Source organism: Varibaculum massiliense, from assembly GCF_900106855.1.
Classification (GTDB): domain Bacteria; phylum Actinomycetota; class Actinomycetes; order Actinomycetales; family Actinomycetaceae; genus Varibaculum; species Varibaculum massiliense.
In genome coordinates, this window is sequence record NZ_FNWI01000004.1 from 1,037,562 (window position 1) to 1,062,216 (window position 24,655).

Consider the following 24,655-nt stretch of genomic DNA (forward strand, 5'->3'; position numbering starts at 1 on the left):
CCAGGGTAAGATTTTAGAGGTCGCCGCCCCAGCTATATCCCAAGGAACTGTCTACAGTAGTTCCAGTGAGATCCAGAGTCTGCGAGATCCAGGGGAATAGCCACCAAAAACAAGCCATAATAATTAGGACAATTATCAGTACTACCTGCAGGAATTTCAGCCACTTGGGGCCGGGAAGTAAATCCCAGATTAGCCCGCACATGCGTTGCCTCCTTCTGCCAGTTCCTTGGGGATACCGCTCTTTCGAGGCACCCAATGGTCAAATTCCAGGTGCACAATATAGCGTTCCCAGTTCCCATATTCGGGATTACAGGTGGTCATGGTCATTAGCCGTTCGGTGGGCTGCTCCCCTGGCTTTTCTGGAACCGGTAAAATCACGTCCGATTGGGTCGGTCGCACAATTTTATGATTCCTGACTTTATAGACCAGCCATTCATCTGCAGTTTCCATCACCACAGTGTCCCCGGGTTTCAACACGTCAATACGCCGGAAGTTAGATCCGAAGGATCTGCGGTGAGCAGCCACCGAGAAATTCCCAATTTGTCCTGGTAATGCGGTGGTTTCGTAGTGTCCGGCAGCCCCGGTATTCAAAATCAATTGGGTGGTGCCTTCTTTAACTGGAATCACCATATAGTTCCATTTTGGGACATGCAGCGCTCCCAGGGTCTCATTTTCTTGTTTTATTCCGATACTGGGAGGAGCGCTTTTACGCTCGTCCTGGGAAATACGGTTGGGACAACTCTTAGTATTTTTCTGGAATGAGCTCAAGGCTTCATGATTATAGTTAGCCACCTGCCAGTCTGTGACAAACACATCCCAAAAAGCGAATAATCCGAATATTAGTCCCACAATAATCAGCAGTTCCCCGAACGCCGCGATGGGGTCAAAACGGCTACGGCGTTTTGTTTTATCTGGCCGCACTTGCTGGGTTTTTCTACTCATATTCTTCCGAGGTTCGTTTGTCTGGATCACCGGGCATTTTTCCCTGCTTTTATCCTAGACTTAAATTAACCGTAAGACAGACTTAACTAGGTCTGTAGCGCTATTCCCACTAGAATGGGTCTAGCTAATACAATCGCACCTTTGGAGGTCCTCGTGCCGGAGTCTCGTAAGCGCAAGGGCGCTAAGCCTCACCGCTCCCAGCAGCCCGAAGAGTTAAATAAGTCATGGGCTGCCGATATGAAGCCATCTCCCAGCTGGTGGGCACCCCTTTCAGTGGCACTAATGCTGATTGGGCTGGTTCTAGTCGTGGTTTACTATATTTCTTCTGGTGGCTACCCTATCCCCAGTGCCGGTAACTGGAATTTGGCTTTAGGTCTCGGTGTGGCCTTCGGTGGCTTCTTAATGCTTCTGCGCTGGAAGTAACGTCACCGGCTTTTCCAGCATTTTCTTGCTTTTTTGAGGGCGCGCACCCTCTTTATACCGAGACTAATAGTAACCGGCGTTACCGAAACATTTCGGGTTAAGTGTTTACATTCCGGGCTCGTTCCTCTATTGTTAATAATGTAAGGACAAAGGAACGGGAGCTTGTTACTCCCCTGCAGAGAACAGAGTTGTTTTATGTTGAAATTTGGATTACTGGGAGCCGGACGAATCGGGCATGTTCACGCTAAAACCCTAGCCGCCAACCCAGATGCTTCTCTAGAAGTGGTTTTTGATATTCGCCAGGATGTCGCTGACGCCCTAGCAAAGGAATACGGCGGACGGGGAGTAACAGACGAGAAGGAAATTTGGGACAACCCGGACATCGATGCGGTAATCATTGGTTCCCCGACACCGCTGCACGTTCCGCATATCATCGCTGCCGCTAAATCCGGTAAAGCCGCGCTTTGCGAAAAGCCGGTAGCCATGGAAACCGCGAAAGTTGAAGAACTGCGTGAGGCGCTCAAGGGGCTAGATCCCACGGTGATGATGGGATTCAACCGCCGCTTTGACCCTTCTTTTGCGCGGGTAAAAGAGCTTATGGATAAGGGCGAGATCGGTAAAATTGAGCAGGTAACCATTATTTCGCGTGACCCGGCCGCCCCGCCTGCCGACTACATCAAGGTCTCCGGGGGAATCTTCAAAGACATGACCATCCACGATTTCGATATGGCACGCTTCCTGTTGGGCGATATTGAAACCGTAACCACCATTCCTCAGAATCTGGATCCAGAGATTGCCGCTTGCAACGACTATGACGCCGCGGTGATTGTACTGACCGCTAAGTCGGGTGCGGTAGCCACGATTATTAATAATCGCCACTGCGCTACCGGCTATGACCAGCGCCTGGAAGTAACCGGACACGAGGGACAGCTTAATGCCGATAACATGCGCCCCACCACGGTTTCGCTGTCCAAGGATAGCTATTCGCTTTCCCGTGAACCCTATCTGGACTTCTTCTTGACTCGCTACGCCGATGCCTACGCAGCTGAGCTCAACCAGTTCATTGCAATCGTTAAAGAGGGCGGCAAGCCTAGCCCCTCTATCGAGGATGGCGCCCAGGCGTTACTGCTGGCAGAGGCGGCAGAAAAGTCGGCCCGCGAGCAGCGCCCAGTTAAAGTCGGCGAATAGATTTCAGACACCGCTTTCTACGTCATCTGTGGGCAAGGAGAGCGTTAGTATCTACTGGGATATCAATACAACAAGCAGTAAAAAACAACTAAAGCAACAGGTCACGTAAAAGACGTTCAACCTGTTAATCAATAATGGAGGAAAATATGAAGATTGCGGGAGCTCCTATTTCTTGGGGCGTATGTGAGGTACCGGGCTGGGGATATCAGATGACCCCGCAGCGGGTGCTGACCGAAATGAAGGAAATTGGTTTAACCGCCACCGAATTCGGACCTCAGGGCTGGCTGCCGATTGAGGCTGCCGCGCGCGCCGAAGAGGTAAGCAAATATGATCTCAAGCCGGTAGGAGCTTTCTTCCTGGCAATTATGCATGATCCGGAAGTCGACCCCATCCCGGCAGTGAAGAAAGAGCTAGAAGCATTCAAGGTTGCTGGCGGGGAATACCTGATCTTGGCAGCCGATTCTGGTCGTGATGGCTATGATGACCGCCCGGTATTGGATGACGAAGGTTGGAAGACTCTGTTCGGTAACCTGGACAAAATCACCGATGTTTGCGCCGAGGCGGGAGTAAAAGCCTGCGTACACCCCCACTGGGGAACCATGATTCAAAATGACTGCGAGATCCGCAAGATGCTTGACGAATCCAAGGTGGCACTGTGCTTGGACACCGGTCACATGGTCTGTGGCGGCTGCGATCCGGAAGCAATCGTCAAGGAATACCCCGGTCGCACCGTAATCGTGCACGCCAAGGATGTACACAAGGAAATGACCGACAAGCTGCTTCCGGGTGAGATTACCTGGTCTCAGGGCGTTAAAGCCGGTATGTTTGCTCCTATCGGCGAGGGCGATATTGACTTCGGCACTATTGTGGCGGAACTGGATAAGGCCGGTTTCGATGGCTATTACGTGTTGGAACAGGACATCATGATTGACGAGGAGCCCCCGGCTGGTGGCGGCCCGAAAGTTAACGCAGAAAAGTCCCTAAAGGCACTGCAAAAACTGGCTGGCTAGTCAAGGAGTAGCTAGTTAGCTACAAGTTAAAAGCAATGGTTGGGGGTTGCAACTTAAGTTGCAACCCCCAACCATTTATTAATTTCAAGCCTGTGTTTTTATCGTTAAGGCTTAAGTCTGTTCTATTTTTTCTCTCAGACGGTACTCGCTAATGGCAACGGATTCGGTTCTTCCAGTGCATAAAGCACAGTCGAGAGCTTCCAGAAGAAGCCGATAGCCACAAACAGCTACCGCGCCGCGAACTTAGCGGGTTTCCTTATGCAACGTGGACTTGCGGCAACGCGGGCAATACTTCTTCAGTTCCAAGCGATCCGGGTTATTCCGGCGATTCTTCTTGGTGATGTAGTTACGCTCTTTGCACTCGCTGCACGCCAAGGTGATCTTTGGGCGGACGTCGGACGACTTGCTGGCCATTCTTTATTTACCTCTATGTCTCGGGCCGCCCGATCAGCGGCATTTCCTATTTCAATCTAAATTGAAAAGTAGCGAGGGCGGGGTTCGAACCCGCGACCTCACGATTATGAGTCGTGCGCTCTCACCAACTGAGCTACCCCGCCGCTTGAGGATCTGCGAAAACAAACCCTGGAGCCCCGACAGGGATTTGAACCCTGGACCTTCTCCTTACCATGGAGACGCTCTGCCTACTGAGCTATCGGGGCAACAGTGAATAAACTTACTTGACTAAGCGATTAGCAAACCGCCCTGCCATCTAGCAGTCTTCCACTTTGCCACCAAGTCCGAAGACTTAGCAACGTGGCGGGTGAGGGATTCGAACCCCCGAAGGCTACGCCGGCTGATTTACAGTCAGATCCCTTTGGCCGCTTGGGTAACCCGCCTTGTACACTCAGGCACCACAAAAGACTATCAAACCGCGTTCAGCATACAAAAACCCTAGCAAGGAAAGTTACCCACTTCACCGAATTTTTGTATCCTCAACCTTTAAACCCTATTTTTTCGGGAGTTAACGCCGACTTTGCTTCCTCGGCACCGGCACTTAAAATCAGCATCGCGTTGATAGCTGGCAGGGTAAATAAACCCGAACACACTAAAATCAATGCCCCCGAATCGTTGGTTAAGGCTGCAAGCAAGGAAGTTAATATAACCCCTTGCGCAAAGCGATAAGCTCCCGGGATGGGATTTAGCGACTGACGGGCAGAAATACCTAAGAAATTTCGCTGTTTGGCGGAATATCCGGGCCTGTTACTTATTACTTTGAAGGCTATGACCACCAAGACCAAGATCATTACCACTGCGAACCCTATCGGACCCCCAAAACTGTTAATCATCGCCTGCGCTTTACGGGCAACAATAATTCCGCCGCCTCCGCCTCGTACTTCGGAAATGAAACGTCCAAAGTGGGTGCGAGAAGTAGGACTTGCCATCTTGTCCACCAGCACAAAAACGCTTGAGGGCAACAGAGCAGCCGCTACCAGAGCCACTACTTTCCCGATTCCTACTTTTTTACCGAGAACCCAGTTCAAGGTGATGCCCACTCCCAGGATCATCGCCAGCGGGCCGCCGACATCTGCCCCCAACCAGGGGAAACCATCCAGGATTACCGCTACCGCTAGAAGCAGGAAACCGTAGGCAAAGTAGCGGCGTCGCCGCTCGGGAAATCGCGCTACTAAGGGCGCAAAAATCAGGCATTCGAGAGCCAGGAGGGCGGAAAATAAGAAAGAATACTTGTTGTTGTTCAGCCCGTAAAAACGGGTAGCAGCCGTGGCGGCAGAGGAAAACATGGCGGAGATTTGATCTGGGGATCCGCTTAGTAGGCTCACCAAAATCCACGCCAGCACCAAGGTGGCAGCAACCAATATCGGCGCCGAGTAGCGCAGGTAAGTCCATTTCCGGGCAATCAGCTTCCCCCCGGCAAAGCAGAGAGCGGAAAACACTCCGGCGATTAGCAGCACTAGCAGCAGGAATTGGGTGGTGAGGAGGGGTGCAGACATTTTCAGGGCGTTAGCGGTGAAGTTTCCCTTTGCTCCCCCCAACATTTTGGTGGGCGTATAGGCGGCCAAGGTGCTTGCTGGCCCTAATAGGCTGGCACTTAAACAAATTCCTGCCAGTAATCCCCGGGTACGGGAGGAACTACGCAACTTTTTGCGCCGCAATAGGAACAGCAAAAGCGCAGTAGACAGCAGCAGGATAATCCCGGTTAGGACGATGAAACGCGCCTGGACGATAGTAGCCTGATCGGCACGCAAGGACTGATTGCGAAGCCAATCGAGATTACCCGTTAATCCGTAGTCCCGTTCGGGGGAAAGACTTCCTCCTACCAGGTAGTCCGGACCGTTAGCACCACTGACATCCAGGATTTGTCTGGTGAAGTCCACGGTGGCCAGTAACCCCAGTTGGCGGGTAGAAGACGAACGTAAAATCCCGGTCTTGGCGCCGGGTTCCCGCAAAAAAGCCATCCCTAGATGGGGGGTGGCGGAATGGTCTGCCACGTCTAGACCGAATATCAAATCCTTGTCTCCCGCTCCGCGCAGGGCAGCGGTGAGCGCCTTTAATACCTGGTCACTGCGCGGTTTACTCGTCCTATCTACCTGGGGTAAGCCATCGGCAGGGGTGGCGTTTAAAGAGGTGGGTGAAACTTTAATCTCTGGACTGGAACTGACCGCACCTACATCTACGATGGTCACGTCACTGTCTGCTAGCGCCGCATTCACCTGCGAAGTAAGCCGAGAAGTGTCTGATAACGGACTATATTTAGCAATCTTCCCGGCGCTGTCCATAGCGGCGATCGCTGCCCCTTCACCGACAGCTCGCACCTTCGTGCCGCTTTCCTCCAGACTTTGCCCTAAGGTTCCCGGAAGGGCTTGTTCGTTTTGCCGAGAGGCATCTTGTCTCCATGATTTTAGGAAGCTGGCGGCAACTTTGCTGCTGGAAACGTCGGGAATATCCGGACAATGCCCACTGGCTCGTCCCTGGGTGGCAGTCACCCGCATTCCGGTCGATAAGGTGAGATAACCATCCAGGGGGCAGGTAGTTTTTGCGGCGTTGTGGCGAGTTAAATTAGCGAGACTTGCCGGCCCTAAAGCCTCTAGAAACTCTCTGCCCGTCTTTTCTTGAGGATTAACGTCTGACCAGGAAAGCCCGGAAGTAACCAGTACCAGCACCCGGGGGTGCGCGCGCGCCTGAGCGTGCGGGGGGAAAAGTAGCGCTATCACGAAGGTAAACACCAAGAGGACGATAGCGCGCCGCGACCTGCGGGAGCAGCGTTTGTTCACGTCCCTAGCATATCGGTCTTTTGTTTCCTAAGGCGCGAGTGCGCGTCCTCGCCGTAAAAAAATAGCTTTTTCCCAAAAGGGATCCCGAGGACGACAGGGGGAGCAAAAGAGATAACCACCACAGACCCCCTTCCAGATTTTGCATAATTATTCGTAACGTTGCATACTTTCTACATACCTAGTGATTGGAGATATCATGAAACGCAAACTTGCGGTACTCGCCGCCATTTCCCTCACCTCCCTGGGCTTAGCGGCCTGCAGCTCTGGCAGCGGATCTGCCGCGGATCCGGCAGCCGATCCGGGTGAAAAAGGCTTTGACGTATCAACTATTAAAGCCGATCCTGCGGTCGAAAAACTGGTGCCGGCAGAAATCAAGAAGGCAGGAGTGCTTAAGAACGGGGCATCGGTGGACTATGCCCCTGCCGAATATATGAAATCCGACAACAAGACCCCTACCGGCTATGACGTAGATATGGTCAAAGCCATTGCCAAAGTTATGGGGTTAAAAGACGGCACCACCACTCATGGCGAGTTTGATTCTTTGATTCCCCAAATCGGAACCAAATACGACATCGGGGTTTCCGGGTTCAGCATCACCAAGGAGCGGGAAGCCGAGACCCAGATGGTTTCTTATGCGGAACTGGGCTTCTCTTACGGAGTAGCTAAAGGCAACCCCAAGAAGTTCGATCCTAAGAATCCCTGCGGAAAGACCGTGGGGGTACAGACCGGAACCGCCCAGCAGGACACCATTAAAGAGCTTTCTAAACAGTGCGAGACGGACGGCAAGCCTGCCATCACCGTGAAAGAACACAAAATGCAGACCGAGATTGTCCCCAAAGTTACCGGCGGGCAGTACGATGCGGTGCTAGCAGATTCCCCGGTGGTGGGATACGCAGTCAAAATGAGCGGCGGGGAACTGGAACTTATCGGTAACGCTTTTGAAACCGCCAAGCATGGCGTGGTCGTTAACAAAGATAACGAACAGCTGGCGAAAGCGGTACAGGCCGCCCTGCAAAAATTGATGGATGACGGAACTTTGAAGAAGATTTTCGCCCTCTACGGTTCCGATAACTTCGTCCTCGACAAAGCCGAGATTAACCCGAAAGTTTCAGAGTAGCCTCCCAGGACATAACCTTTGAATATGAATAGCCAAAAAATTAAAGATGGCGCCGCGCTGACCAGGCCGCGCCCGGTGTTTTCGCCGGGCCGCCTGGTTAGCGCGGTTGTAGTGCTGGTTCTGGCCGCCATGCTGGTGCATGGCCTGGTCGCCAATGAAAAGTTCCGTTGGGATCAGGTAGCCATATACCTCTTCCACCCCACAGTGTTACGCGGGATTATGTGGACATTGATTTTGACGGTAGTTTCCATGCTTATCGGGGTAATCCTGGCGGTGACTATGGCGATTATGCGCCAGTCCCCTAACCCGATTATGAAAGGGGTTTCCTGGACCTATATCTGGTTCTTTAGGGGAACTCCTATCTACACTCAGCTGCTATTTTGGGGGATGTTGCCCACCCTTTATTCCACCCTCTCGCTGGGAGTGCCGTTCGGTCCGGAACTGCTTACTTTTGACACCAACACGGTGATTAGCCCAGCGGTAGCAGCGATTTTAGGGTTGGGGCTTAACGAGGGCGCATATCTGGCAGAAATCGTGCGTTCCGGTCTAAACGCAGTAGATTCCGGGCAAGAAGAAGCCGCTCGCGCCTTAGGCATGCGGCGCAGTCAGATTCTGCGGCGGATTATTCTGCCCCAAGCCATGAGGGTAATCATTCCGCCTACCGGCAACGAAACCATTTCCATGCTGAAAACCACTTCCCTGGTCTTGGCAGTGCCGTTTACTTTGGAGATTACTTTCGCCACCCAAACCATCGGGCAGCGCCTATTCCTGCCGATTCCGTTATTGCTGGTGGCAGCGATTTGGTATTTGACGATTACTTCGATTTTGATGGTGATTCAAAGCCATATTGAAAGCTACTTCGGTCGTGGTTTTGATGAACGCACCGGTGGGGATAAGAAACCCGCCGGTTCTCGGAAGATGCGCGCGATGGCCGAATCTGGCACCACCAAAGACGATCCTTTCTTGGAGTACACCCCATGACCTCACAACCAGAAAATCAACCCCTAATGGTGGATCTGCAGCACGTCCACAAGTTTTTCGGGGATCTCCACGTGCTGCGGGACGTAAGTTTGCAGGTAGCTACCGGTGAAGTTTGCGTACTGCTAGGACCGTCGGGCTCCGGGAAATCTACCCTGCTGCGCTGCGTAAACGAGTTGGAACAGGTTTCTGGAGGACGCGTTTACCTCAACGGAGAACTGTTGGGAATGAAAGAGGACGCGCCCTCGAAAAATCCGGTACGCGCGTATTTGGATCGCCGCCGCGGTTCGCTTACCGAGCAGGGAACAGTGCTGCGCCGCTTAACCGATCAGGAAATCGCGCGCCAGCGTTCTCAAGTGGGTATGGTGTTTCAGCGTTTCAACCTCTTCCCCCATAAGACCGCGCTGGAAAACGTGATGGAAGCGCCTATACAGGTGAAAGGGGTTCACAAAGAGGAGGCACGCACTAAGGCTTTGGAGCTGCTTGAGCGGGTCGGGCTGGCAGAGCGCGCTGACCATTACCCGGCGCAGCTTTCGGGCGGGCAGCAGCAGCGGGTGGCTATCGCCCGCGCCCTCGCCATGGAGCCCGAGCTGATGTTGTTTGACGAGCCTACTTCCGCCCTGGATCCCGAATTGGTAGGGGAAGTCCTCTCAGTCATGCAGGATCTGGCACGCGGAGGGATGACCATGATTGTGGTAACCCACGAGATTGGTTTCGCCCGAGAAGTTGCTGACCACGTAGTGTTTATGGACGAAGGTAAAATCTTGGAGCAGGGTACCCCTGACCAGGTAATTAACCATCCACAAAACCCCCGCACCCAAGATTTCTTCTCTAAGGTGCTTTAGGTTTCCCGCCCTCACAATCCCAGCAGAGGCAGGGGAACCACATGAACCCCGTCTGGACGCACCAGGGAATAGCTGCCGCTGGCAGTTAACACTAGGCGGAAACTGGGGGCTGGCATTTTCGTGGTATCGATAAGACCGGAAAGTTTATTTAGAGAATCAGCTCCTTGGTTAACTAAACCTTCCCCTCCCAGTTTTATTTCTATCAACCCATACCGTCCATCGCGTTGCACCATAACTGCATCGCATTCATTTCCGCTTTTATCTCGGAAATGATACAGCCTTGCATCTAGTGCACTGGCGAAGGCGCGTAAATCCCGAATGCACATGGTTTCAAACAGTAATCCCAGGGTGCGCAGGTCACGCAGCAGTACTCCGCTGCCCGCCCCCATAGCCGCTGCCGCTAGCGATGGATCTACAAAATGCCTAACCGCAGTAGTTCTAATCGCAGCTTTTGACCTGAGATTAGGGTTCCAAGCTGGTAGCTCTTCAATCACAAACAACTGTTGTAATGCGTTCAGATATTCCCGAGCTGTAGTTTCGCTAATATCGGTATCTTTTGCGATGTTAATCAGCGTGGCTGAGGTGGCACTATGCCGGGCGTAGCTGCGCAAGAAAGCCCGCATCTTGTCAGGATTACGTTCATTTCCGCTGTTGAGAGGAATTTCTTCTTCTATTAAAGCATCCAGGTAATTTATAGCCTGCCTGCTATCCATTCCGGCACGAGTCGCCGCCCCTGGCCACCCACCCCGGCATAGCAACTCGCTCACCTGCGCTAACGAATAGTCATTTTTAAGAACCGGAATTTTCTTTTCCGCGAACAAGTCACTTATAGAGACGTACTCTTGGGGGCACTCTGATTCGAACAGACTCATAGTGCGCATTCGCATCCGCGCGATTCGCCCAATCCCAGAATGCAGCATTTTAGACCGCTCAACCGGGGTGGACGAACCCGTCAATATGAATTGACCAACCGCTTGCCTTTCATCAACCGCAAAACGAACCGCGTCCCAAAGCCGCGGAGCTACCTGCCATTCGTCCAAAAGGCGTGGCGTTTCCCCCTCTAAAAGAGCGTTGGGGTCGAGATCTGCCGCTACCAAATTCTGTTCCAGATTACGAGGATTAGCCATATAGAGGGCGCTGGCAGCGTGATGAACCGCGCTGGTAGTTTTTCCGCACCACTTTGGCCCTTCTATTAAGACTGCTCCGCTTGATTCCAGCGCCCTCTGGAGCTGTTGGTCGCTAAGTCTTTGAAAGTACTGCATCCTGCAAGTATAGCTCACACTGGTGGTTTTGGCGCCGTTTCACTGGTGGTTTTGGCGTATTTTGACTGGTGGTTTTGGCGCCGTTTCACTGGTGGTTTTGGCAATCTTTCCAACTTTGTAGATAAACACAAATGTGAATTTTTCTCAGATAGTGAGAAGGTGGGCGTCAAAGCCTAACCTTTTTTAGCCCATGGGTTTCAACTTAATGAGCTGTCGCAATTAAATATTTCTGCTTCTTCAGTGACGGATAATTTTTATGTTTTTAAAGTTTATGCTTGCCTTTATTCCCCCCCCCCCGGCTTGCAGTGGCATCAAAATCTAACTTAGGAGTGTTCTCTGTGTCTGAAAATATTCAAAAAAAAGATAAGAATAACAAAAAACCTTGGTATAAACGCTGGTGGGGAATTGCGGCAATCGTTATTGGCGCCCTAGTTATTTTGGGACTAATAGTCAACGCATTAACTCCTGCCGAGGCGGTTCCTAACGTAGTGGGAAAAACTGCAGCCCAAGCCGAAGAAACTCTTAGAGATGCAGGTTTTACCAACATAAAAATAAAATCTGAAGATGGCAAAATCGTTATAGCTAAAAATAATTGGGATGTGGTTTCGCAGTCCCCTAAGGCAGGAGAAAAAGCAAAACCAGCCACAGAGATCGAACTAACTGTGTCCCATGAACGGATTGAAAAGGAACAGCAGAAAGAAGAAAAAGCAAAACAAGATGAGAAAAAAGCTGAACGGGCTAAAAAACAGGACGCGGAGAAAGCCGAAAACCAAAAGCTAGAAGAGGAAAGAAAGGCCACCACTAACTCCACTGGTCTGGACTCAATTGCAGCTAATCAAGCCTGCGGGAAAGCATGGGAAAACGCTTTACGCATCAAGTACCCTTCATCAAAAGTAAAAATTCATAGTATAGCTGGGGTTCTACGTTCGGAAAAAGTTGGCGAGAATTTTGAGGTTAAGCTAGAGGGTAGCGTAAACGGAGGCACCATTAACGTGGAATGCACCGTATCTGGTAACCGTGATAACCCGCAGGTAGATATGGTCGCGGTTTACTAAAAGTTTAGCTACGAAACTACTTGGTTGGGTAAATTTAGAGTAGAAAATTACAGATTCAAAAAGCCCCATTACCAGCGTCTATATTCCATTCTGGTGGTTTTGGCGCCGTTTGACTGGTGGTTTTGGTGCAAAATTGTTCACTCCGCGCAGCGCTATAGTCGCACTGGGCAGGAGCGTGATCCCCAGGTACCAGGGCGGGAATCAAAATGTCCGGCTAGCTCTTTCCCACAATCGGGACATTTACCTGCCACCAGGTAATACTCGCGCAACTGATACCAGTCGCGGCTAATCAGCACCTTGCCGCAACCAGCACAATAGGTGGTGTCGGCCTGCGAGTCATGTACGTTACCCAGGTAGACGTGCTTTAACCCGGCCTCGAGGGCAATCTCACGGGCAGTGCGCAGCGTCTGCAAGGGCGTAGGTGGAGTCTCTAACATCTTGTGGTCGGGGTGGAAAGCCGTGAAATGCAGGGGAACCTCCGTGCCTAGCTCGCGCGCTATCCATTCGCATTCTGCCTGCAGCTGCGCCCTATCATCGTTATAGCCGGGAATAACCAGCGTAGTCAGCTCCACCCAGGTGGAGGTGTTATTCACCACCCAGGCAATATTGTCCAGGATGTTGGTCAGGTGCGCACCGGTTAAATGCCAGTAAAAGTCCTCGTTAAAACCTTTTAGATCGATATTTGCGGCGTCCATGACGGAAAAGAATTCGCCTCGAGCCTCGGGGGAAATATAACCGGCGGTTACCGCAATGGGGTGGATTCCTAGGGCGCGGCAGGCGCGGGCAGTATCGATTGCATACTCCGCGTAAATAACCGGATCGTTGTAGGTAAAGGCCACTGCCTGTACCGACATTTCTTGCGCGGCTGCCGCGATTTGCGTCGGGGTGGCGGATTGCGCCAGGCGATCCCATTGCCGTGCCGCCGAGATTTCGTGGTTTTGACAGAACTTACAGCCTAGGTTGCACCCGGCGGTGCCGAAGGAAAGCACGGGTGTTCCGGGATAAAAGTGGTTTAGCGGTTTCTTTTCTATCGGGTCTATGCAAAATCCGCTCGACCTGCCCCAGGTGGCGAGCACAATCCGTTCCCCGCGACGCTCCCGCACGAAACAGTATCCTTTTTGCCCCTCCCGTAAGCGACAGTTACGCGGACAGAGGTCGCATTGGATTCTGCCGTCACCGAGCGGGTGAAACCACTTTCCCGGAAGGTCGGTTTCTTCCGCTATTTTCGTGCGGCACATCATTCACTCCAGGCGGTAACCGTATAGGTCTGCACCTGCGCGCCCGGATCCCACCAGGAAGGAGGTAGCCCTGCTTTCATTTTCAGGTGCGCCAGGAATTCTTTAGGGTCAGGAAGTTGCTCCCACACCTGGGGAAGGAAGGTAGCGCGGGCATACCCAGCATTAAGCACTACCCCACTCACCTGGGGTTTTAGCTGGGAAATTACTTCTGCCTCAGTGGTTGCCTGCAGGGTTACCCGGGGGCTCAATACCGAAACTTCAATCTGGATAGCAGGCAGCTCCGCCCGGTTCACCGCGGGAAAACGGGGGTCTTGGAAAGCAGCGGCGCGCGCGTTTGCTATCACGTCCCGCCCCAGGGGACGGTATTCTTCCAGGCTGCCGATACAGCCTCGCAGATTCGTATTTTCGGTGAGGGTAACAAAACTGGCTCCCTCCTCCTGCAACCAGGAGGGTGCATCGGGAATTACCGGATCTGCCTGCTCTAATAGCGCGGTCTGGATCGCCTCGCGCGCCAGGGGCAATAATATCTTTCCGGCATCTGCAGGCACTGTCATGAGCCGCTCCTTACCTCGAAGGCGGCGTACCCCACTACCCGATCACTGCCCGCATAGGGGGTGTCGCTCGAGTTGTAGTTTCCGATTAGGCGCGGATAGACCCCGCGCTGCCTGCATAGCTCTAGCAGCCCATTTAGCGGGCGCACCCCGCAGGCTTGTTCCGAAGTGAGCGGCAGTTCCAGGTTTTGTATCTGCGCAATGGTTGCCTCATCTATGCGTTCTGCCTGATTGTATGGGTGATAGTGGGACAGATCAGAGCTGACTGCTATCAGGGTTTGTTCATCGGCAAGGGCATCGATGATTTCCGCTACCGCCGTGGGGGCCGCCTCCCCCACGTTTAGCGGAATCAGCTGCACGTCCTCACCAAAGTTCTCGATTATCAGCGGAACCTGCACTTCCAGAGCATGTTCGTCCCGGTGAGTAAGGGGATCTATAGTTACTGTCAGCGGTAAATCCTGGGTTTGCGCCAGCACCTTTTGAGTGGGTACCGCCAGCATTCCCGCTGGCGTTCCGAACTGGTCACAGCCGGGCAAAGCCACTCCGCGGATTGCTACCCGATGAGTGGGTCCCAGTAGCAGTATCCGTTTGGTCACTTTGCGCCCTAAAGCCGCCCTACGCCAGGCAGCGGCAGCTAGCATTCCTGAAAATACCCACCCGGCATGAGGTGCCACAATTGCCTTGACCTGCCCACTTACTTGGGGATCATCGGGTGGCAGATTCGGGCGTACCTGCAAGTATTTCCCAGCAGCTTCATTGAGCTTTCGTGCCTCGGTTTTAATCTCTGCCGCTTCCTGCGGATAAAACATTCCAGCCACCGCCGGTTCCCGCCGCGGATTCTCACCCATAGCCCCTCCCTCATCGCAGGTAGATAACCCCTATTTTAGCTGGTAATCATGGTTACCGTTCCACTTTGATCCAATACACGCAAGGCGGAGGCGAGTTCCCCTAGTATTCTGCACGGAGTGCTTTTGCCGAGCCAGCCCCTAAACGCTAGAACGAAACTATTAGGCATCTATGTCACCTTTGGTGAACTGCGCGTTGTAGAGGCGGGCGTATGCGCCCTCGGCGGCCAGCAACTCTTCATGCGTCCCGGATTCGACAATATCGCCATGCTCCATCACGAATATCACGTCACTGTCGCGAATAGTGGACAGGCGATGCGCGATTACGAACGAGGTGCGCCCCGCAGTAGCTTTGGCTACTGCTCGCTGAATTAGCTGCTCCGTGCGGGTATCGACCGAGGAGGTAGCCTCGTCCAGGATCAAAAGCGGCTTATCGGCAAGCATGGCACGGGCGATAGTGACCAATTGGCGTTGCCCGCTTGAGAGGGCGGAATCCTCTCGAATCTCGGTATCGAGGCCGTGTGGCAGCTGCGCGACCAGATCGCTAAGCCCGACTGCCTTAATCACCTGTTCAAGACGTTCTTCGGGTACCTCCTGGTGGGAATAAATAATGTTTTCCCGCAGGGTCCCTTGGAACATCCAACTGTCTTGCAGCACCATCGCGAACTGTGAATCCACGTCCTCGCGGCGCATCGCAGAAAGCGGGGTGCCGTCCAGGAGGATTTCTCCAGAATCCAGTTCGTAAAAACGCATTAATAGGTTTACCAGGGTGGTTTTTCCGGCTCCGGTCGGCCCTACGATGGCTACGTTTTGTCCCGGGCAAACCCGCGCCGAAAATCCGTGAATAATTTCTTTACCCGGCTGATAGGAGAAGCGGATATCTCGGAACTCTACCTCTCCTTGGGTTACCTCGCTACTCAGGGGAGATTTTTCGGATTCCTCGGGCAGTTCGTCTTCTTCTAGGATTTCAAAGACGCGCCCTCCAGCAGCTGCCGCTGATTGGAAGGAGGCCGCCGCGGAAGCCAGGTTCGATAAGGGCTGGGTGAAAACCCGGATATAGAGCATAAATGCGGCGATTACTCCGATGGTGACATTGCCTTTCACCACCAGGACTGCGCCTAGCACACATACCGCCACGTATCCCAGGTTTCCGACGAACCCCATTACCGGCATCATCAGTTGAGAGAGGAAATCGGCGCGCCAAGTGGCGTTGAAAAGCCGCTGGTTACGGCGATTAAACTCGGCGGTGGTGGCGGCTGCCGCATTGTAGATATTGATGATTCCTTGCCCGGATAAAGATTCTTCAATATGTCCGTTTAGGCTGCCCAGATAGGATTGCCGGCGAATAAAGAAGCGCTGCGAAAACACCATAATCACGGCGTTGAGGACGAACCCCAGAAGCGTTACTCCCATACCGGCTAACGCCATCCGCCACTCGGTGTACAGCATCATAAAAGCGGCGCCTACCAGGGTAACTATTCCGGTGATGATGGTGGTGATTGCCGAATGCAGGGTTTGCACCAGGGTGTCAATATCGTTGGTTACCCGGCTCATGGTGTCGCCGTGACTGGTTTTATCAAAGAAGGACAGCGGGAGATGGTCGATTTTTCGGTCGATAGCGTAGCGCATCCGCTGCCCGGTGCATTGGGTAACCACCACCATTATCAGCGATTGTCCCAGGTTAAAGCAGAATCCCAGGACCAGGACGAGGGTTGCCATCCGCAACAAATGAAAGATCCTGTCCATGTCAATACTGCTGCGCAGCCCCGAGGCAATCACATCGGTTATCAAACCTAAGAACATGGGCATAATCGCAGTTAGCAGCGATCCTACAATTGCCAAAACTGCCGCAAACAGGATAGCTATCCGGTAACGCCCTAAGAACTGAGCAAGTCCCCGCACTGACTGGGAGAACTGTCCCTTCTTAGCTTTCTCGTAGACGTTACCGCCGCGCGGTCCTCCCACGCGCACTGGGGAGATTTTTTCTTTTACTGGCTCTAGCCCGCGCCGCGCCGACTCAACTCGCTGGTCCCACCTGCTCATTTCTGCGTCTTTCATGCCAACTCCTCCTCAGAGAGTTGGGACAGCGCGATTTCGCGGTAGATCTTCGAGGAGACCATTAGAGACTCATGTGTTCCCCGCGCTACGATTTTGCCGTGATCAATAACTAGAATCTGGTCGGCCTCCCGCACAGTGGCAATCCGCTGTGCCACAATAATCTGGGTTTTTTCGCGAGCTTTTTCTGCCAGTTCCCCGCGAATATCCCGGTCAGTCGCATAGTCGAGGGCGCTAAAAGTGTCATCGAAAATCAGGATTTGGGCATCCCTAGCCACTGTCCGCGCGATCGAAATCCGCTGTTTTTGCCCGCCGGAAAAGTTACTGCCCCCTTGAGCTACTTCTGCCGCGAACTCGCCCTCTTTATCGTCAATAAAATCGCAAGCAGCGGTGTCACCACCCTCAACGATATCGGCGGGAGTAATATTTTTTAGCCCTTCCCCAAAGGCGATATTGGAGGCGATAGTGCCGGTGAATAGAGTGATTTTTTGGGGCGAATAAGCGATTTGGTTGCGTAGGTCGCGCAAGCGCCATTCCCGCACGTCCTTACCGTTAACCAAAACCTGGCCTTCGCGAGGATCATAAACCCGGGGAATCAGGTTCACCAGGGAAGTTTTTCCGCTGCCGGTGGCTCCAATCAGGGCAACGGTTTGCCCGCGAGCAATTTTCAGATTTATCTGGTGGAGGGCGTCCTCTTCGGCTCCGGGGTAGCGGAAGGAAACATCTTTAAACTCAATTGCCGGTACTTGTGGGCTTGGGGATTTTTCTTTTCCGAGGGCGAATACGGGTTTGTCTGCAGAAACTACCGGATCTACTAGGGAGGGTTCGCAATCAAGCACTTCCCGGATGCGACGGTTAGCTACAATCGCGCGGGGAGCAAATACGAACACCATCGCCATCATTAGGAAACCACTGATCGCTTGGGTGGCGTACCCAGAAAATATGATCATCTGCGAAAATAGAGTTACTTTCGCGGGACCGGCGGCCGCAGAAATCATGAAAGCGCCCAAAACATAGATCGCCAGGTTAAGCCCGGAAATCACGGTGTTCATCATGGGCATCATGAAGGAGAAAGAACCGGAAACTACCAAGTGGGTGCGGGTTAGTTCAGTGTTGGTGGCTTCAAAACGCTTTTCGTGAAAATCCTGGGAACCGTAGGCACGGATAACCCGCACCCCCTCTATATGTTCTCTGGTTACCCGGTTAAGGTCATCGGTTATCCGCTGCATCCGCATCATCCGCGGCATCACAATCCGCCAAATAACGAAGATCATCACTAGTAGGATCAAAGCCGCAACCCCGGTAGCGGCAGTCCAAGTAAGGTTCTTCCCTGCGATTTTAATAAGAGCCCAGACGGTGAGAATGGGGGCTTTTACTATCAGCTGACACCCCATCACTACAAACATTTGCACCTGAGTGACGTCGTTAGTGGAGCGCGTGATCAGCGAGGGCGCGCCGAAGTGTTCAAAGTCTGCTTCCGGGAGCGAAATTGCCTTGGTAAACACCGCTTGACGCAGGTTGCGGGCAACAGTGGCACCAATCATTGCCATGCAGTAACCAGTAATGACGGCTACTGCCAGGGATCCAGCGGCGCATCCCAGCATCTTCGCGCCTTCGATCAGCACCCCGCTGACGGTAGCCCCTGGCTCCACAATCATTTCGGTGATGGTTTGCATATAGTCGATCAGACGCAAATCCAAGAATACCTGGCAAATAATGGTGATGATTGCCAGCGCGCTGAGCAGCCACTCTCTCTTCCCGAAGTGCCGTAGCACGGTCATTATCTAGCACCTCCCTCTTATTAAGATTAGTTTCTTTATACAAAAGCGGTGCGGGGAATATTTTCCCCGCACCGCCTTTTAAAAGTAAAAGACTATTTAGCCTTACTTCAGGGTGACAGAAGCACCCGCGCCTTCCAGATCAGCCTTGGCCTTTTCGGCGTCTTCCTTGGATGCACCCTCCAGAACGGTGGTGGGAGCGGAATCAACCTTTTCCTTGGCTTCTTTCAGAGCCAGTCCGGGCTGCAGCGCACGCAGAGCCTTGATTACGGCAATCTTCTTGTCGCCAGCGGCTTCGAGCACTACGTCGAATTCGGTCTTTTCTTCGGCTGCTTCTTCGCCACCGGCAGCACCGGGGGCAGCAACAGCGACAGCGGCAGGCGCCGCGGCCTCTACATCGAAGACGTCCTCGAATTCTTTAACGAACTCGGACAGTTCCAACAGAGTCATTTCTTTGAAAGCATCAATTAGCTCTTCTTTGCTGAGCTTAGCCATATTGGCATTCCTTCCTATTTTTGCCCACGCGAGGCAGATTTTTTCTTGTCAATCTATGCGGCTTTACTAAGCCGCTTTTTCCTGCTTTTCGCGCAGGGCGTCCACGGTGCGAACCGCCTTGGAGGCGGGCGCCTTGAACATAAAGGCAGCCTGTACCAGTTTGCCTTGCATTGCACCGGCCAGTTTGGCCAGCGTAGTTTCGCGATTATCCAGTTCAGCGAGTTTCTTGACTTCTTCTTCAGACAAGAACTTACCGTCCAGGACACCGCCTCTAATCACCAACTGCTCGTTTTCCTTGGCGAAGTCGCGCAGCACTTTGGCCGCGTCCACGGCCTCTCCGGTTACGAACGCGATTGCGGTCGGACCGGTTAGCTCCTCTTCCAGGAAGTCAATCCCCTGGTTCTTGGCGGCAATCCTTGCCAGCGTGTTCTTCGTGACGGAATAAGTAGCCGTTCCTGCCAGGTTTTTGCGCAGCTCAGTCATCTGAGCCACGGTCAACCCGCGGTATTCGGTGAGCAGCAGGGCCGATGCCGAGCTGATTTTTTCTTCCAGCTGAGCGATCATGGCTTGCTTATCAGCTTTCGCCATTAGGCCCTCCTTCCGTTTATCCGTGCCGGGGGCCAGAACAAGAAAACCCCGTGCAGATTGCACGGGGCGAAAATAAACCTATCGATCCTAGTAGCCACCTTCCCCAGGGGAAGGACGTCCTCTTTCCCGAGGACGCGCAACTATTTTCGATACGTTACGCATCGTTCAACCTACACAGGCTTCCGATCTGGAACTTAAACCCACTGGTGTGGGCACCGGCGATCTTGGGCAATAGCTAATTTAACAGCCCCTTTATTTACTGGTCAAAGCCAAAGCCGTGAATAAACCGCTTTTGTGGGTTATTTAACTTCATCGGAACCTGGGCACCATCCTATAGCGGCACCGCTGACAAGAGGAGTAAAGAACAACGAGGAAACAGCTTGGTGATAGGCGCAATAATGCAGACGCATCCTAGGTCGGGCGTCGACCGGCGACCCCGCCGAACTCTCGACTCAACTCTCAACTTTTGAGAACTCCATATCAGAGTTAGTTGAGAGTTCAATTAAGTTTTATTGGCCAGCGCATCTTCTGAATCTGGGATTGTTTCACTGATAGCGCTCAATATTCCCGTAAAGATTACTAACCACATTGCTTGCTTAGCATGAGCATAACGCTGACCTGCCTGGCGTCGCTTTTCTCCCCTCGAAAAGATCAGTTTTTCTCCGAGGAAGATTATCGAAAGCAGGAAGGCAGCAAAAGTAAAGGCGACTGGTGCCGGGATGGTGTTGACCGTATCTTCCTCTTCATTTTCAGCAATATTTTCCGGGTTGCAACATTCACACGAATTATTTTCTTTCGCGGATCCCCTCTGCTGACTATTTTTAGTTTTGCCCGCTTCGGCATCCCGGTAACATTCGCAAGCGCCCCCACGCCCCGCGCATCCCTCATTATCTGCACCTTGAAGACCGATTCGCAAAGAGGGAATCACGTTCGTAAACCATCCCCAAGTTACCTCCCCGGCAAGCAACAATATTTTTATGCCACTGCGAGACTTGCGGGAACGTAGGTAATCAGGCAATGCATACCAGGAAAAAGTGCTCAGAGCGTTAAACGTTCCACTCAACAAAGCGCGTTTTATAGTTGACTGTTTCTGGTAGCCCTGTTTCAGCTTTGCAAGCACTGACTTGGTCACTACAACCCCCTTAAGTAACTTTTCCCCAGACGTATACCCATAATTTACCGCAATACAATAAGTGAGTAACCTCACAAATGCCTGTAGCTGTGTACGTTGAAGAATACATTACCAAACTATTGCGAAAGGTAAAGTTTTAGCTTTGCATCAAGGTTTTATTAGTTGTACTCTACTTTTTACACTGGGTTAAGAAGATAAATTGTTACTTTCTACCTAGTCATTTAGTCCCCGAATTTTTCGCAGAGAAAACGTGTCAGCAGGAGTTCCGCTATGGCTATGCTCAAACGCAATAAAAATAAAATAGAAGCAGGTCACGAAACTGATTTGGATGTTACTGATCTAACTGCCAGTAAACCCTACGTACCTGAGAGTAAGAAACCGAAGAAAGATAATACCCACTGGCTATATATCGGGGTGATTATCGCGGTAGTCGCCGGGATCGTTTTCGGGTTAGTTGCCCCCGACGTAGCAAAAGAGTTCAAGGTAGTAGGCACTACCTTCGTCCGTCTGATTACCATGATGATTGTGCCGGTCATATTTTGCACGATCGTGTTGGGTATCGGGTCGGTACGTGCCGCTGCCTCGGTAGGTAAGGCTGGCGGAATCGCCCTAACTTACTTCATCGCTATGTCAACCTTCGCCCTAGCAATCGGCCTGGGAGTAGGCAATTTAATCGAGCCGGGCAGTGATTTAAATATTGAGGCCAGCAAAGATGCAGTTGCCCAGTTTACTTCGGGAGCCAAGCAAGAGGGCGAGGGGGTCGTTGGCTTTATCCAGTCGATTATCCCGGACACCTTCTTCTCCTCTTTAACCTCCGGGTCAGTGCTGCAAACTTTGTTCATTGCGCTGCTGGTAGGTTTCGCCGTCCAGAGCTTAGGTAAAACTGGGGATGGAATCTTACGCGCTATCGCCGCCATCCAAAAGCTTGTTTTCAAGGTACTTTATATGGTGCTGTGGCTGGCTCCGATTGGTGCGTTTGGAGCCATGGCCGGGGTAGTGGGATCTACCGGCGCCAAAGCCGTGGGGCAGATGATGCTTTTGATGTTGGCGTTCTATATAACCTGTATCTTGTTCATCTGCATCGTGCTAGGTTCGGTGCTGGCGATTTTCACGCGTTTCAACATCTTCAAACTTATGAAGTACCTGGGTAAAGAGTATTTGCTAATTGTGGCCACCTCCTCCTCGGAATCCGCCCTCCCCAACCTGATGCGCAAGATGGAACACCTGGGGATTCACAAGGCCACAGTAGGGATTGTGGTTCCTACCGGTTACTCATTTAACCTGGATGGGACCGCTATTTACCTGACCATGTCGGCTATCTTTATCTCTGACGCTATGAACAAGCCGTTGGGATTGGGCGAGCAAATAGGTCTGTTGCTGTTCATGATGATCGCATCTAAGGGCGCAGCGGGGGTTTCCGGAGCTGGGATTGCCACTCTGGCAGCCGGTTTGCAGTCGCATCGCCCCGAACTATTGGACGGCGTAGGGGTAATCGTGGGTATTGACCGCTTCATGTCCGAAGCGCGTGCCCTGACTAACTTCACCGGCAATGCCGTTGCCACCTTGCTCGTCGCTACCTGGACGAAAACTGTTGACCGGCAGCGGGTTTCCGATGTGCTTAACGGCAAGATTCCTTACCATCCCCAAGATGATGACGTTGAGGTTGACCTAAAGAACCCCTCGGTTGAGGTAAAGGAAGAGTTCCCGCATACTCCACAACCGGATGTGGAGGCCATCGAGAAGTTGACCTTGGAAGAGCAATCTTCCTCCAAGCAGGAGTAGAAAAACCTTAGTTACTAACCTGTCGCCACATTTTTAACTGGCTAACCCAAAAGGTTGGTATGTTATCCAGTTAGCGATAAAAAGTAACCCGGCGAGCTCTCAAGTTATTCCCAGTGATCGGGGGTAACTTGAGAGCTCGCCGGCATTTAAGTTCAACGGGAACCCACCGCTATAAGCAACAAGTTTTACCTATCCCCAAGAGAAAACCAGGGCTTTTCCTGCGGTTATTCACGGCGTATCCTATTGACATGGCTTCAACCGACCCTCTCAACACGGAGGCTGCTTACCCGGCAGGCAGCTACCCGCCCGCCAATTATCAAAATCAGCCGTTAGCCTCCCCTGCTGGTTTTCCAGGATCTGCCCAATACACTTTAAATACCGCGGTTCCGAATCCCGGAAATAACTTCCAACCTGCTTATAATCCCTCCGAGATAGCTACCCCCGCGATTGATCCTGACCTACCTGCCCCCAAAACTGCCTGGCGGACAACCTTAACGGTTATATCTGCGATAGCCATAATGGGGATGCCGATTTTAGTACTGGTACTCAGAAACCTACAAGGCACGGTAGGGTGGGCGACCCTGTCCATGGTGCTAATCGTTTTCCCGATACTGGCAGTGATAAATGTAGTTTTCCTGATTCTCAGTCGTAAGCTTCCAGTAGGTTTTCCGCAAACCAAGTTTTGGAATCCCGCTAATCTTGCGGCCGGCTACTACCTGACCTGGTTTTGGGGAACCCTGGGGCTAGTCTTTGTACCTGATGGCGGTGACGAGGGCGAGAATATGATTCCCCTGGCTTTAAAGGCACTGCATCCGGCAATAGCTTCCAGCGCCGGCATGACCATCGCTATTCTTTTAGAAACCCTGGCGTTAGCAGCCTTCATCTACGCCATTGTTGTCGGTGAAATAGCCAAATCCAAGTTTTCCTTGCCCGCGAATCCGCAGTACCTGCCCCTACAGCAATCCCCGGTGGCAAGAAGCTTTTAGGGGCAGATGGCGCGGGCAGCGGTATCACCAATATCCGAAACCGGGCGAGCTTGTCCGGGTAGCGCCTGGCCTAACCAACGGTGAATACCAAACCACACCTCTTGGCGTACATCCGGGAAAGATAAGAATAGGTCGTGTTTACCGGGGTAACGTTCCATGGTCAACCGCCGAGAAAGCCGCCAGGCATTAGCGCACATGGTTTGCACGTTGAGCACCGAATCGGTAAACATCATTTCCCGCTTGCGTTTCCCGGTGGAAGAAGCAGTAGAAGTCAGGAAATAGGTGGGAACCTGAGTGGCTTCCCCCGCCAAAAGATTCTTTTGCGCAATCGTTATCGCGCGTACCCATCCGAAACGCACTAGCGCATCCGGGGTACCTTTCCACTGAGAAACCAGAGGCCACCCCTGTAAGGACGGATCTCGCTGCCAGGTTTCCAGACGTTTAGGTAAAGTGCCATCAACCTTGGGGTCCCAACCCATCAAGGAATCAACGTAGGCAGAGTCCGCTGACTGCAGCGGTACTTCTTTCTTGGCTGCGCGGCGTGAAAAAATTTCCGCGAGGGCGCGGGCTCCGAACCGCTGGGAAGTTCCCCCCGCCATTTCAATCCAGGGAGAATCGAGCAGGAGACCATCCACCTGGTCGGGGTGACGATTAGCCCAATAGGCGGCAGTCAGTCCGCCGGTGGAATGACCGGCTAATACTAGCGGCAAACCGGGATGTTCTGCGCGAATAACCTCCAGCGCTGCGAAAATATCCAGGTCATAAGACAGGAGGTCATCAGTCCAGCCGAAAGTCTGCCATTTGCGCAGCGAGCGCCCATATTTACACAAATCAATTGCGTAAAAGGCGCCCCCCGCTAAGGAAACGTGACGAGCCAATTCCCGCTGGAAGAAATAATCATTCCAACCATGAATGAACAGGCAGGTAAAAGTACTTTCATCCGGGGTGCCTGAAATTGCCCAAGGATCTTCGGAAGGCAGGTGCCGCACCAAAGTGGCGCACAGTTCTCCCTCTTCATCGCGCGGTAGCTCCACTGTGCGTGCCTGAAATCCCTTGCCGAGAATATCTGGTACCCAACGCCCTACCGGTGCCGGTGTGGCCGGTGGCTGCGTCGGTAAAGAAGCAGCTGATGATCTCCCTTTCCCCATTTTCTTT

23 protein-coding genes and 3 tRNA genes are annotated in these 24,655 nt (G+C 52.5%); 9 read left to right on the forward strand and 17 right to left on the reverse strand.

Translation table 11 applies throughout. From position 1 onward, the window contains the following. Nucleotides 1-13 precede the first annotated feature (13 nt). Together BQ5456_RS04675 and BQ5456_RS04680 are read right to left on the reverse strand one after the other, a co-directional pair. Nucleotides 14-202 carry a hypothetical protein gene (locus BQ5456_RS04675; RefSeq protein ID WP_071128980.1) on the reverse strand — a complete coding sequence of 63 codons (189 nt, stop codon included), beginning with the start codon at nt 200-202 and terminating at the stop codon, nt 14-16. Then, the gene (locus tag BQ5456_RS04680) at nt 190-942 is read right to left on the reverse strand and encodes a class E sortase (protein ID WP_071128981.1); all 753 of its coding nucleotides are present in this window, start codon (nt 940-942) and stop codon (nt 190-192) included. The genes BQ5456_RS04675 and BQ5456_RS04680 overlap by 13 nt, the downstream gene beginning before the upstream one ends. Before the next feature lie 153 nt (nt 943-1,095). Between BQ5456_RS04680 and BQ5456_RS04685 the strand changes: the two genes are divergently transcribed. The 3 genes from BQ5456_RS04685 (at nt 1,096) to BQ5456_RS04695 (ending at nt 3,563) form a co-directional block, all read left to right on the forward strand. Beyond that, nucleotides 1,096-1,365: a cell division protein CrgA gene (locus tag BQ5456_RS04685; protein ID WP_071128982.1), complete on the forward strand. Its 270-nt coding sequence runs from the start codon at nt 1,096-1,098 to the stop codon at nt 1,363-1,365. 195 nt (nt 1,366-1,560) lie between these two features. After that, nucleotides 1,561-2,553 (forward strand): inositol 2-dehydrogenase, encoded by a 993-nt coding sequence (gene iolG / locus BQ5456_RS04690; RefSeq protein ID WP_071128983.1) that lies wholly within the window; start codon nt 1,561-1,563, stop codon nt 2,551-2,553. A 146-nt stretch (nt 2,554-2,699) separates the two neighbouring features. Then, nucleotides 2,700-3,563, forward strand: a complete 864-nt coding sequence (locus BQ5456_RS04695) for a sugar phosphate isomerase/epimerase family protein (protein WP_071128984.1) — start codon at nt 2,700-2,702, stop codon at nt 3,561-3,563. A gap of 243 nt (nt 3,564-3,806) precedes the next feature. Here BQ5456_RS04695 and rpmG read toward each other — a convergent pair whose 3' ends face one another. The 5 genes from rpmG to BQ5456_RS04715 all read right to left on the reverse strand — a co-directional run bounded on the left by rpmG (nt 3,807) and on the right by BQ5456_RS04715 (nt 6,793). Continuing rightward, nucleotides 3,807-3,977, reverse strand: a complete 171-nt coding sequence (gene rpmG, locus BQ5456_RS10105; protein ID WP_083378363.1) for a 50S ribosomal protein L33 — start codon at nt 3,975-3,977, stop codon at nt 3,807-3,809. Nucleotides 3,978-4,046: 69 nt separating this feature from the next. Next, a tRNA-Met gene (locus BQ5456_RS04700) sits at nt 4,047-4,120 on the reverse strand. A gap of 26 nt (nt 4,121-4,146) precedes the next feature. Continuing rightward, nucleotides 4,147-4,222: transfer RNA gene (locus BQ5456_RS04705), tRNA-Thr, on the reverse strand. Nucleotides 4,223-4,317: 95 nt separating this feature from the next. Next, a tRNA-Tyr gene (locus tag BQ5456_RS04710) sits at nt 4,318-4,399 on the reverse strand. Between the two features lie 96 nt (nt 4,400-4,495). Then, entirely contained in the window at nt 4,496-6,793 is a 2,298-nt protein-coding gene (locus BQ5456_RS04715) for a hypothetical protein (RefSeq protein WP_071128985.1), read from the reverse strand. A gap of 196 nt (nt 6,794-6,989) precedes the next feature. Here BQ5456_RS04715 and BQ5456_RS04720 point away from each other — a divergent pair, with 196 nt between their 5' ends. Genes BQ5456_RS04720 through BQ5456_RS04730 form a run of 3 tightly spaced genes read left to right on the forward strand, consistent with a single transcriptional unit; the run spans nt 6,990 to nt 9,733 of the window. Next, nucleotides 6,990-7,910, forward strand: coding sequence for an ABC transporter substrate-binding protein (locus BQ5456_RS04720; RefSeq protein ID WP_071128986.1), 921 nt, complete (start codon nt 6,990-6,992; stop codon nt 7,908-7,910). A 24-nt stretch (nt 7,911-7,934) separates the two neighbouring features. Beyond that, nucleotides 7,935-8,891, forward strand: a complete 957-nt coding sequence (locus BQ5456_RS04725) for an amino acid ABC transporter permease (RefSeq protein WP_071128987.1) — start codon at nt 7,935-7,937, stop codon at nt 8,889-8,891. Beyond that, nucleotides 8,888-9,733: an amino acid ABC transporter ATP-binding protein gene (locus BQ5456_RS04730; protein WP_071128988.1), complete on the forward strand. Its 846-nt coding sequence runs from the start codon at nt 8,888-8,890 to the stop codon at nt 9,731-9,733. The genes BQ5456_RS04725 and BQ5456_RS04730 overlap by 4 nt, the downstream gene beginning before the upstream one ends. 11 nt (nt 9,734-9,744) lie before the next feature. Here the strand turns inward: BQ5456_RS04730 and BQ5456_RS04735 are convergent, their stop codons facing one another. Further along, nucleotides 9,745-10,995, reverse strand: coding sequence for an ATP-binding protein (locus BQ5456_RS04735; RefSeq protein WP_071128989.1), 1,251 nt, complete (start codon nt 10,993-10,995; stop codon nt 9,745-9,747). Between the two features lie 338 nt (nt 10,996-11,333). On the opposite strand from BQ5456_RS04735, the gene BQ5456_RS04740 reads away from it, so the two are divergent. Further along, nucleotides 11,334-12,050 (forward strand): YPYG domain-containing protein, encoded by a 717-nt coding sequence (locus BQ5456_RS04740; protein ID WP_071128990.1) that lies wholly within the window; start codon nt 11,334-11,336, stop codon nt 12,048-12,050. 152 nt (nt 12,051-12,202) lie between these two features. Here BQ5456_RS04740 and amrS read toward each other — a convergent pair whose 3' ends face one another. The 8 genes from amrS to BQ5456_RS04785 form a co-directional block, all read right to left on the reverse strand. Continuing rightward, on the reverse strand, nt 12,203-13,288 hold the full coding sequence (gene amrS / locus BQ5456_RS04745) for an AmmeMemoRadiSam system radical SAM enzyme (protein ID WP_205407854.1): 1,086 nt from the start codon (nt 13,286-13,288) through the stop codon (nt 12,203-12,205). Then, nucleotides 13,288-13,842: an AmmeMemoRadiSam system protein A gene (gene amrA, locus BQ5456_RS04750; RefSeq protein WP_071128991.1), complete on the reverse strand. Its 555-nt coding sequence runs from the start codon at nt 13,840-13,842 to the stop codon at nt 13,288-13,290. Before amrA ends, amrS begins: the two co-directional genes overlap by 1 nt. Further along, a complete protein-coding gene (amrB, locus tag BQ5456_RS04755) occupies nt 13,839-14,687 on the reverse strand; it encodes an AmmeMemoRadiSam system protein B (RefSeq protein ID WP_071128992.1) in 849 nt (282 codons plus the stop codon). The genes amrA and amrB overlap by 4 nt, the downstream gene beginning before the upstream one ends. 159 nt (nt 14,688-14,846) lie before the next feature. Next, the gene (locus BQ5456_RS04760; RefSeq protein ID WP_205407855.1) at nt 14,847-16,742 is read right to left on the reverse strand and encodes an ABC transporter ATP-binding protein; all 1,896 of its coding nucleotides are present in this window, start codon (nt 16,740-16,742) and stop codon (nt 14,847-14,849) included. After that, nucleotides 16,739-18,520, reverse strand: a complete 1,782-nt coding sequence (locus tag BQ5456_RS04765; protein WP_083378365.1) for an ABC transporter ATP-binding protein — start codon at nt 18,518-18,520, stop codon at nt 16,739-16,741. Before BQ5456_RS04765 ends, BQ5456_RS04760 begins: the two co-directional genes overlap by 4 nt. Before the next feature lie 102 nt (nt 18,521-18,622). Further along, on the reverse strand, nt 18,623-19,012 hold the full coding sequence (gene rplL, locus BQ5456_RS04770; protein WP_071128994.1) for a 50S ribosomal protein L7/L12: 390 nt from the start codon (nt 19,010-19,012) through the stop codon (nt 18,623-18,625). A gap of 66 nt (nt 19,013-19,078) precedes the next feature. After that, nucleotides 19,079-19,600 (reverse strand): 50S ribosomal protein L10, encoded by a 522-nt coding sequence (gene rplJ, locus BQ5456_RS04775; protein WP_071128995.1) that lies wholly within the window; start codon nt 19,598-19,600, stop codon nt 19,079-19,081. A 502-nt stretch (nt 19,601-20,102) separates the two neighbouring features. After that, nucleotides 20,103-20,732 (reverse strand): hypothetical protein, encoded by a 630-nt coding sequence (locus tag BQ5456_RS04785; RefSeq protein ID WP_071128997.1) that lies wholly within the window; start codon nt 20,730-20,732, stop codon nt 20,103-20,105. Nucleotides 20,733-21,002: 270 nt separating this feature from the next. Between BQ5456_RS04785 and BQ5456_RS04790 the strand changes: the two genes are divergently transcribed. After that, nucleotides 21,003-22,514 (forward strand): cation:dicarboxylate symporter family transporter, encoded by a 1,512-nt coding sequence (locus BQ5456_RS04790; RefSeq protein WP_235858531.1) that lies wholly within the window; start codon nt 21,003-21,005, stop codon nt 22,512-22,514. 248 nt (nt 22,515-22,762) lie between these two features. Then, nucleotides 22,763-23,500: a hypothetical protein gene (locus BQ5456_RS04795; RefSeq protein WP_071128998.1), complete on the forward strand. Its 738-nt coding sequence runs from the start codon at nt 22,763-22,765 to the stop codon at nt 23,498-23,500. Here BQ5456_RS04795 and BQ5456_RS04800 read toward each other — a convergent pair. Continuing rightward, on the reverse strand, nt 23,497-24,648 hold the full coding sequence (locus BQ5456_RS04800) for an alpha/beta hydrolase (RefSeq protein ID WP_159428762.1): 1,152 nt from the start codon (nt 24,646-24,648) through the stop codon (nt 23,497-23,499). The two genes, BQ5456_RS04795 and BQ5456_RS04800, sit on opposite strands and share 4 nt — an antisense overlap. Between the last annotated feature and the right edge of the window lie 7 nt (nt 24,649-24,655).

What these genes read in the sequence shown, in the direction of transcription:
- BQ5456_RS04800 (WP_159428762.1), bottom strand. Translation starts at nt 24,648, where the DNA reads ATGGGGAAAGGGAGATCATCAGCTGCTTCTTTACCGACGCAGCCACCG.
- iolG (WP_071128983.1), top strand. Translation starts at nt 1,561, where the DNA reads ATGTTGAAATTTGGATTACTGGGAGCCGGACGAATCGGGCATGTTCAC.
- BQ5456_RS04790 (WP_235858531.1), top strand. Translation starts at nt 21,003, where the DNA reads ATGGCTATGCTCAAACGCAATAAAAATAAAATAGAAGCAGGTCACGAA.
- amrS (WP_205407854.1), bottom strand. Translation starts at nt 13,288, where the DNA reads ATGTGCCGCACGAAAATAGCGGAAGAAACCGACCTTCCGGGAAAGTGG.
- BQ5456_RS04765 (WP_083378365.1), bottom strand. Translation starts at nt 18,520, where the DNA reads ATGACCGTGCTACGGCACTTCGGGAAGAGAGAGTGGCTGCTCAGCGCG.
- BQ5456_RS04725 (WP_071128987.1), top strand. Translation starts at nt 7,935, where the DNA reads ATGAATAGCCAAAAAATTAAAGATGGCGCCGCGCTGACCAGGCCGCGC.
- BQ5456_RS04680 (WP_071128981.1), bottom strand. Translation starts at nt 942, where the DNA reads ATGAGTAGAAAAACCCAGCAAGTGCGGCCAGATAAAACAAAACGCCGT.
- BQ5456_RS04795 (WP_071128998.1), top strand. Translation starts at nt 22,763, where the DNA reads ATGGCTTCAACCGACCCTCTCAACACGGAGGCTGCTTACCCGGCAGGC.
- amrA (WP_071128991.1), bottom strand. Translation starts at nt 13,842, where the DNA reads ATGACAGTGCCTGCAGATGCCGGAAAGATATTATTGCCCCTGGCGCGC.
- BQ5456_RS04720 (WP_071128986.1), top strand. Translation starts at nt 6,990, where the DNA reads ATGAAACGCAAACTTGCGGTACTCGCCGCCATTTCCCTCACCTCCCTG.
- rplJ (WP_071128995.1), bottom strand. Translation starts at nt 19,600, where the DNA reads ATGGCGAAAGCTGATAAGCAAGCCATGATCGCTCAGCTGGAAGAAAAA.
- BQ5456_RS04730 (WP_071128988.1), top strand. Translation starts at nt 8,888, where the DNA reads ATGACCTCACAACCAGAAAATCAACCCCTAATGGTGGATCTGCAGCAC.
- rplL (WP_071128994.1), bottom strand. Translation starts at nt 19,012, where the DNA reads ATGGCTAAGCTCAGCAAAGAAGAGCTAATTGATGCTTTCAAAGAAATG.
- amrB (WP_071128992.1), bottom strand. Translation starts at nt 14,687, where the DNA reads ATGGGTGAGAATCCGCGGCGGGAACCGGCGGTGGCTGGAATGTTTTAT.
- rpmG (WP_083378363.1), bottom strand. Translation starts at nt 3,977, where the DNA reads ATGGCCAGCAAGTCGTCCGACGTCCGCCCAAAGATCACCTTGGCGTGC.
- BQ5456_RS04760 (WP_205407855.1), bottom strand. Translation starts at nt 16,742, where the DNA reads ATGAAAGACGCAGAAATGAGCAGGTGGGACCAGCGAGTTGAGTCGGCG.
- BQ5456_RS04735 (WP_071128989.1), bottom strand. Translation starts at nt 10,995, where the DNA reads ATGCAGTACTTTCAAAGACTTAGCGACCAACAGCTCCAGAGGGCGCTG.
- BQ5456_RS04695 (WP_071128984.1), top strand. Translation starts at nt 2,700, where the DNA reads ATGAAGATTGCGGGAGCTCCTATTTCTTGGGGCGTATGTGAGGTACCG.
- BQ5456_RS04675 (WP_071128980.1), bottom strand. Translation starts at nt 202, where the DNA reads ATGTGCGGGCTAATCTGGGATTTACTTCCCGGCCCCAAGTGGCTGAAA.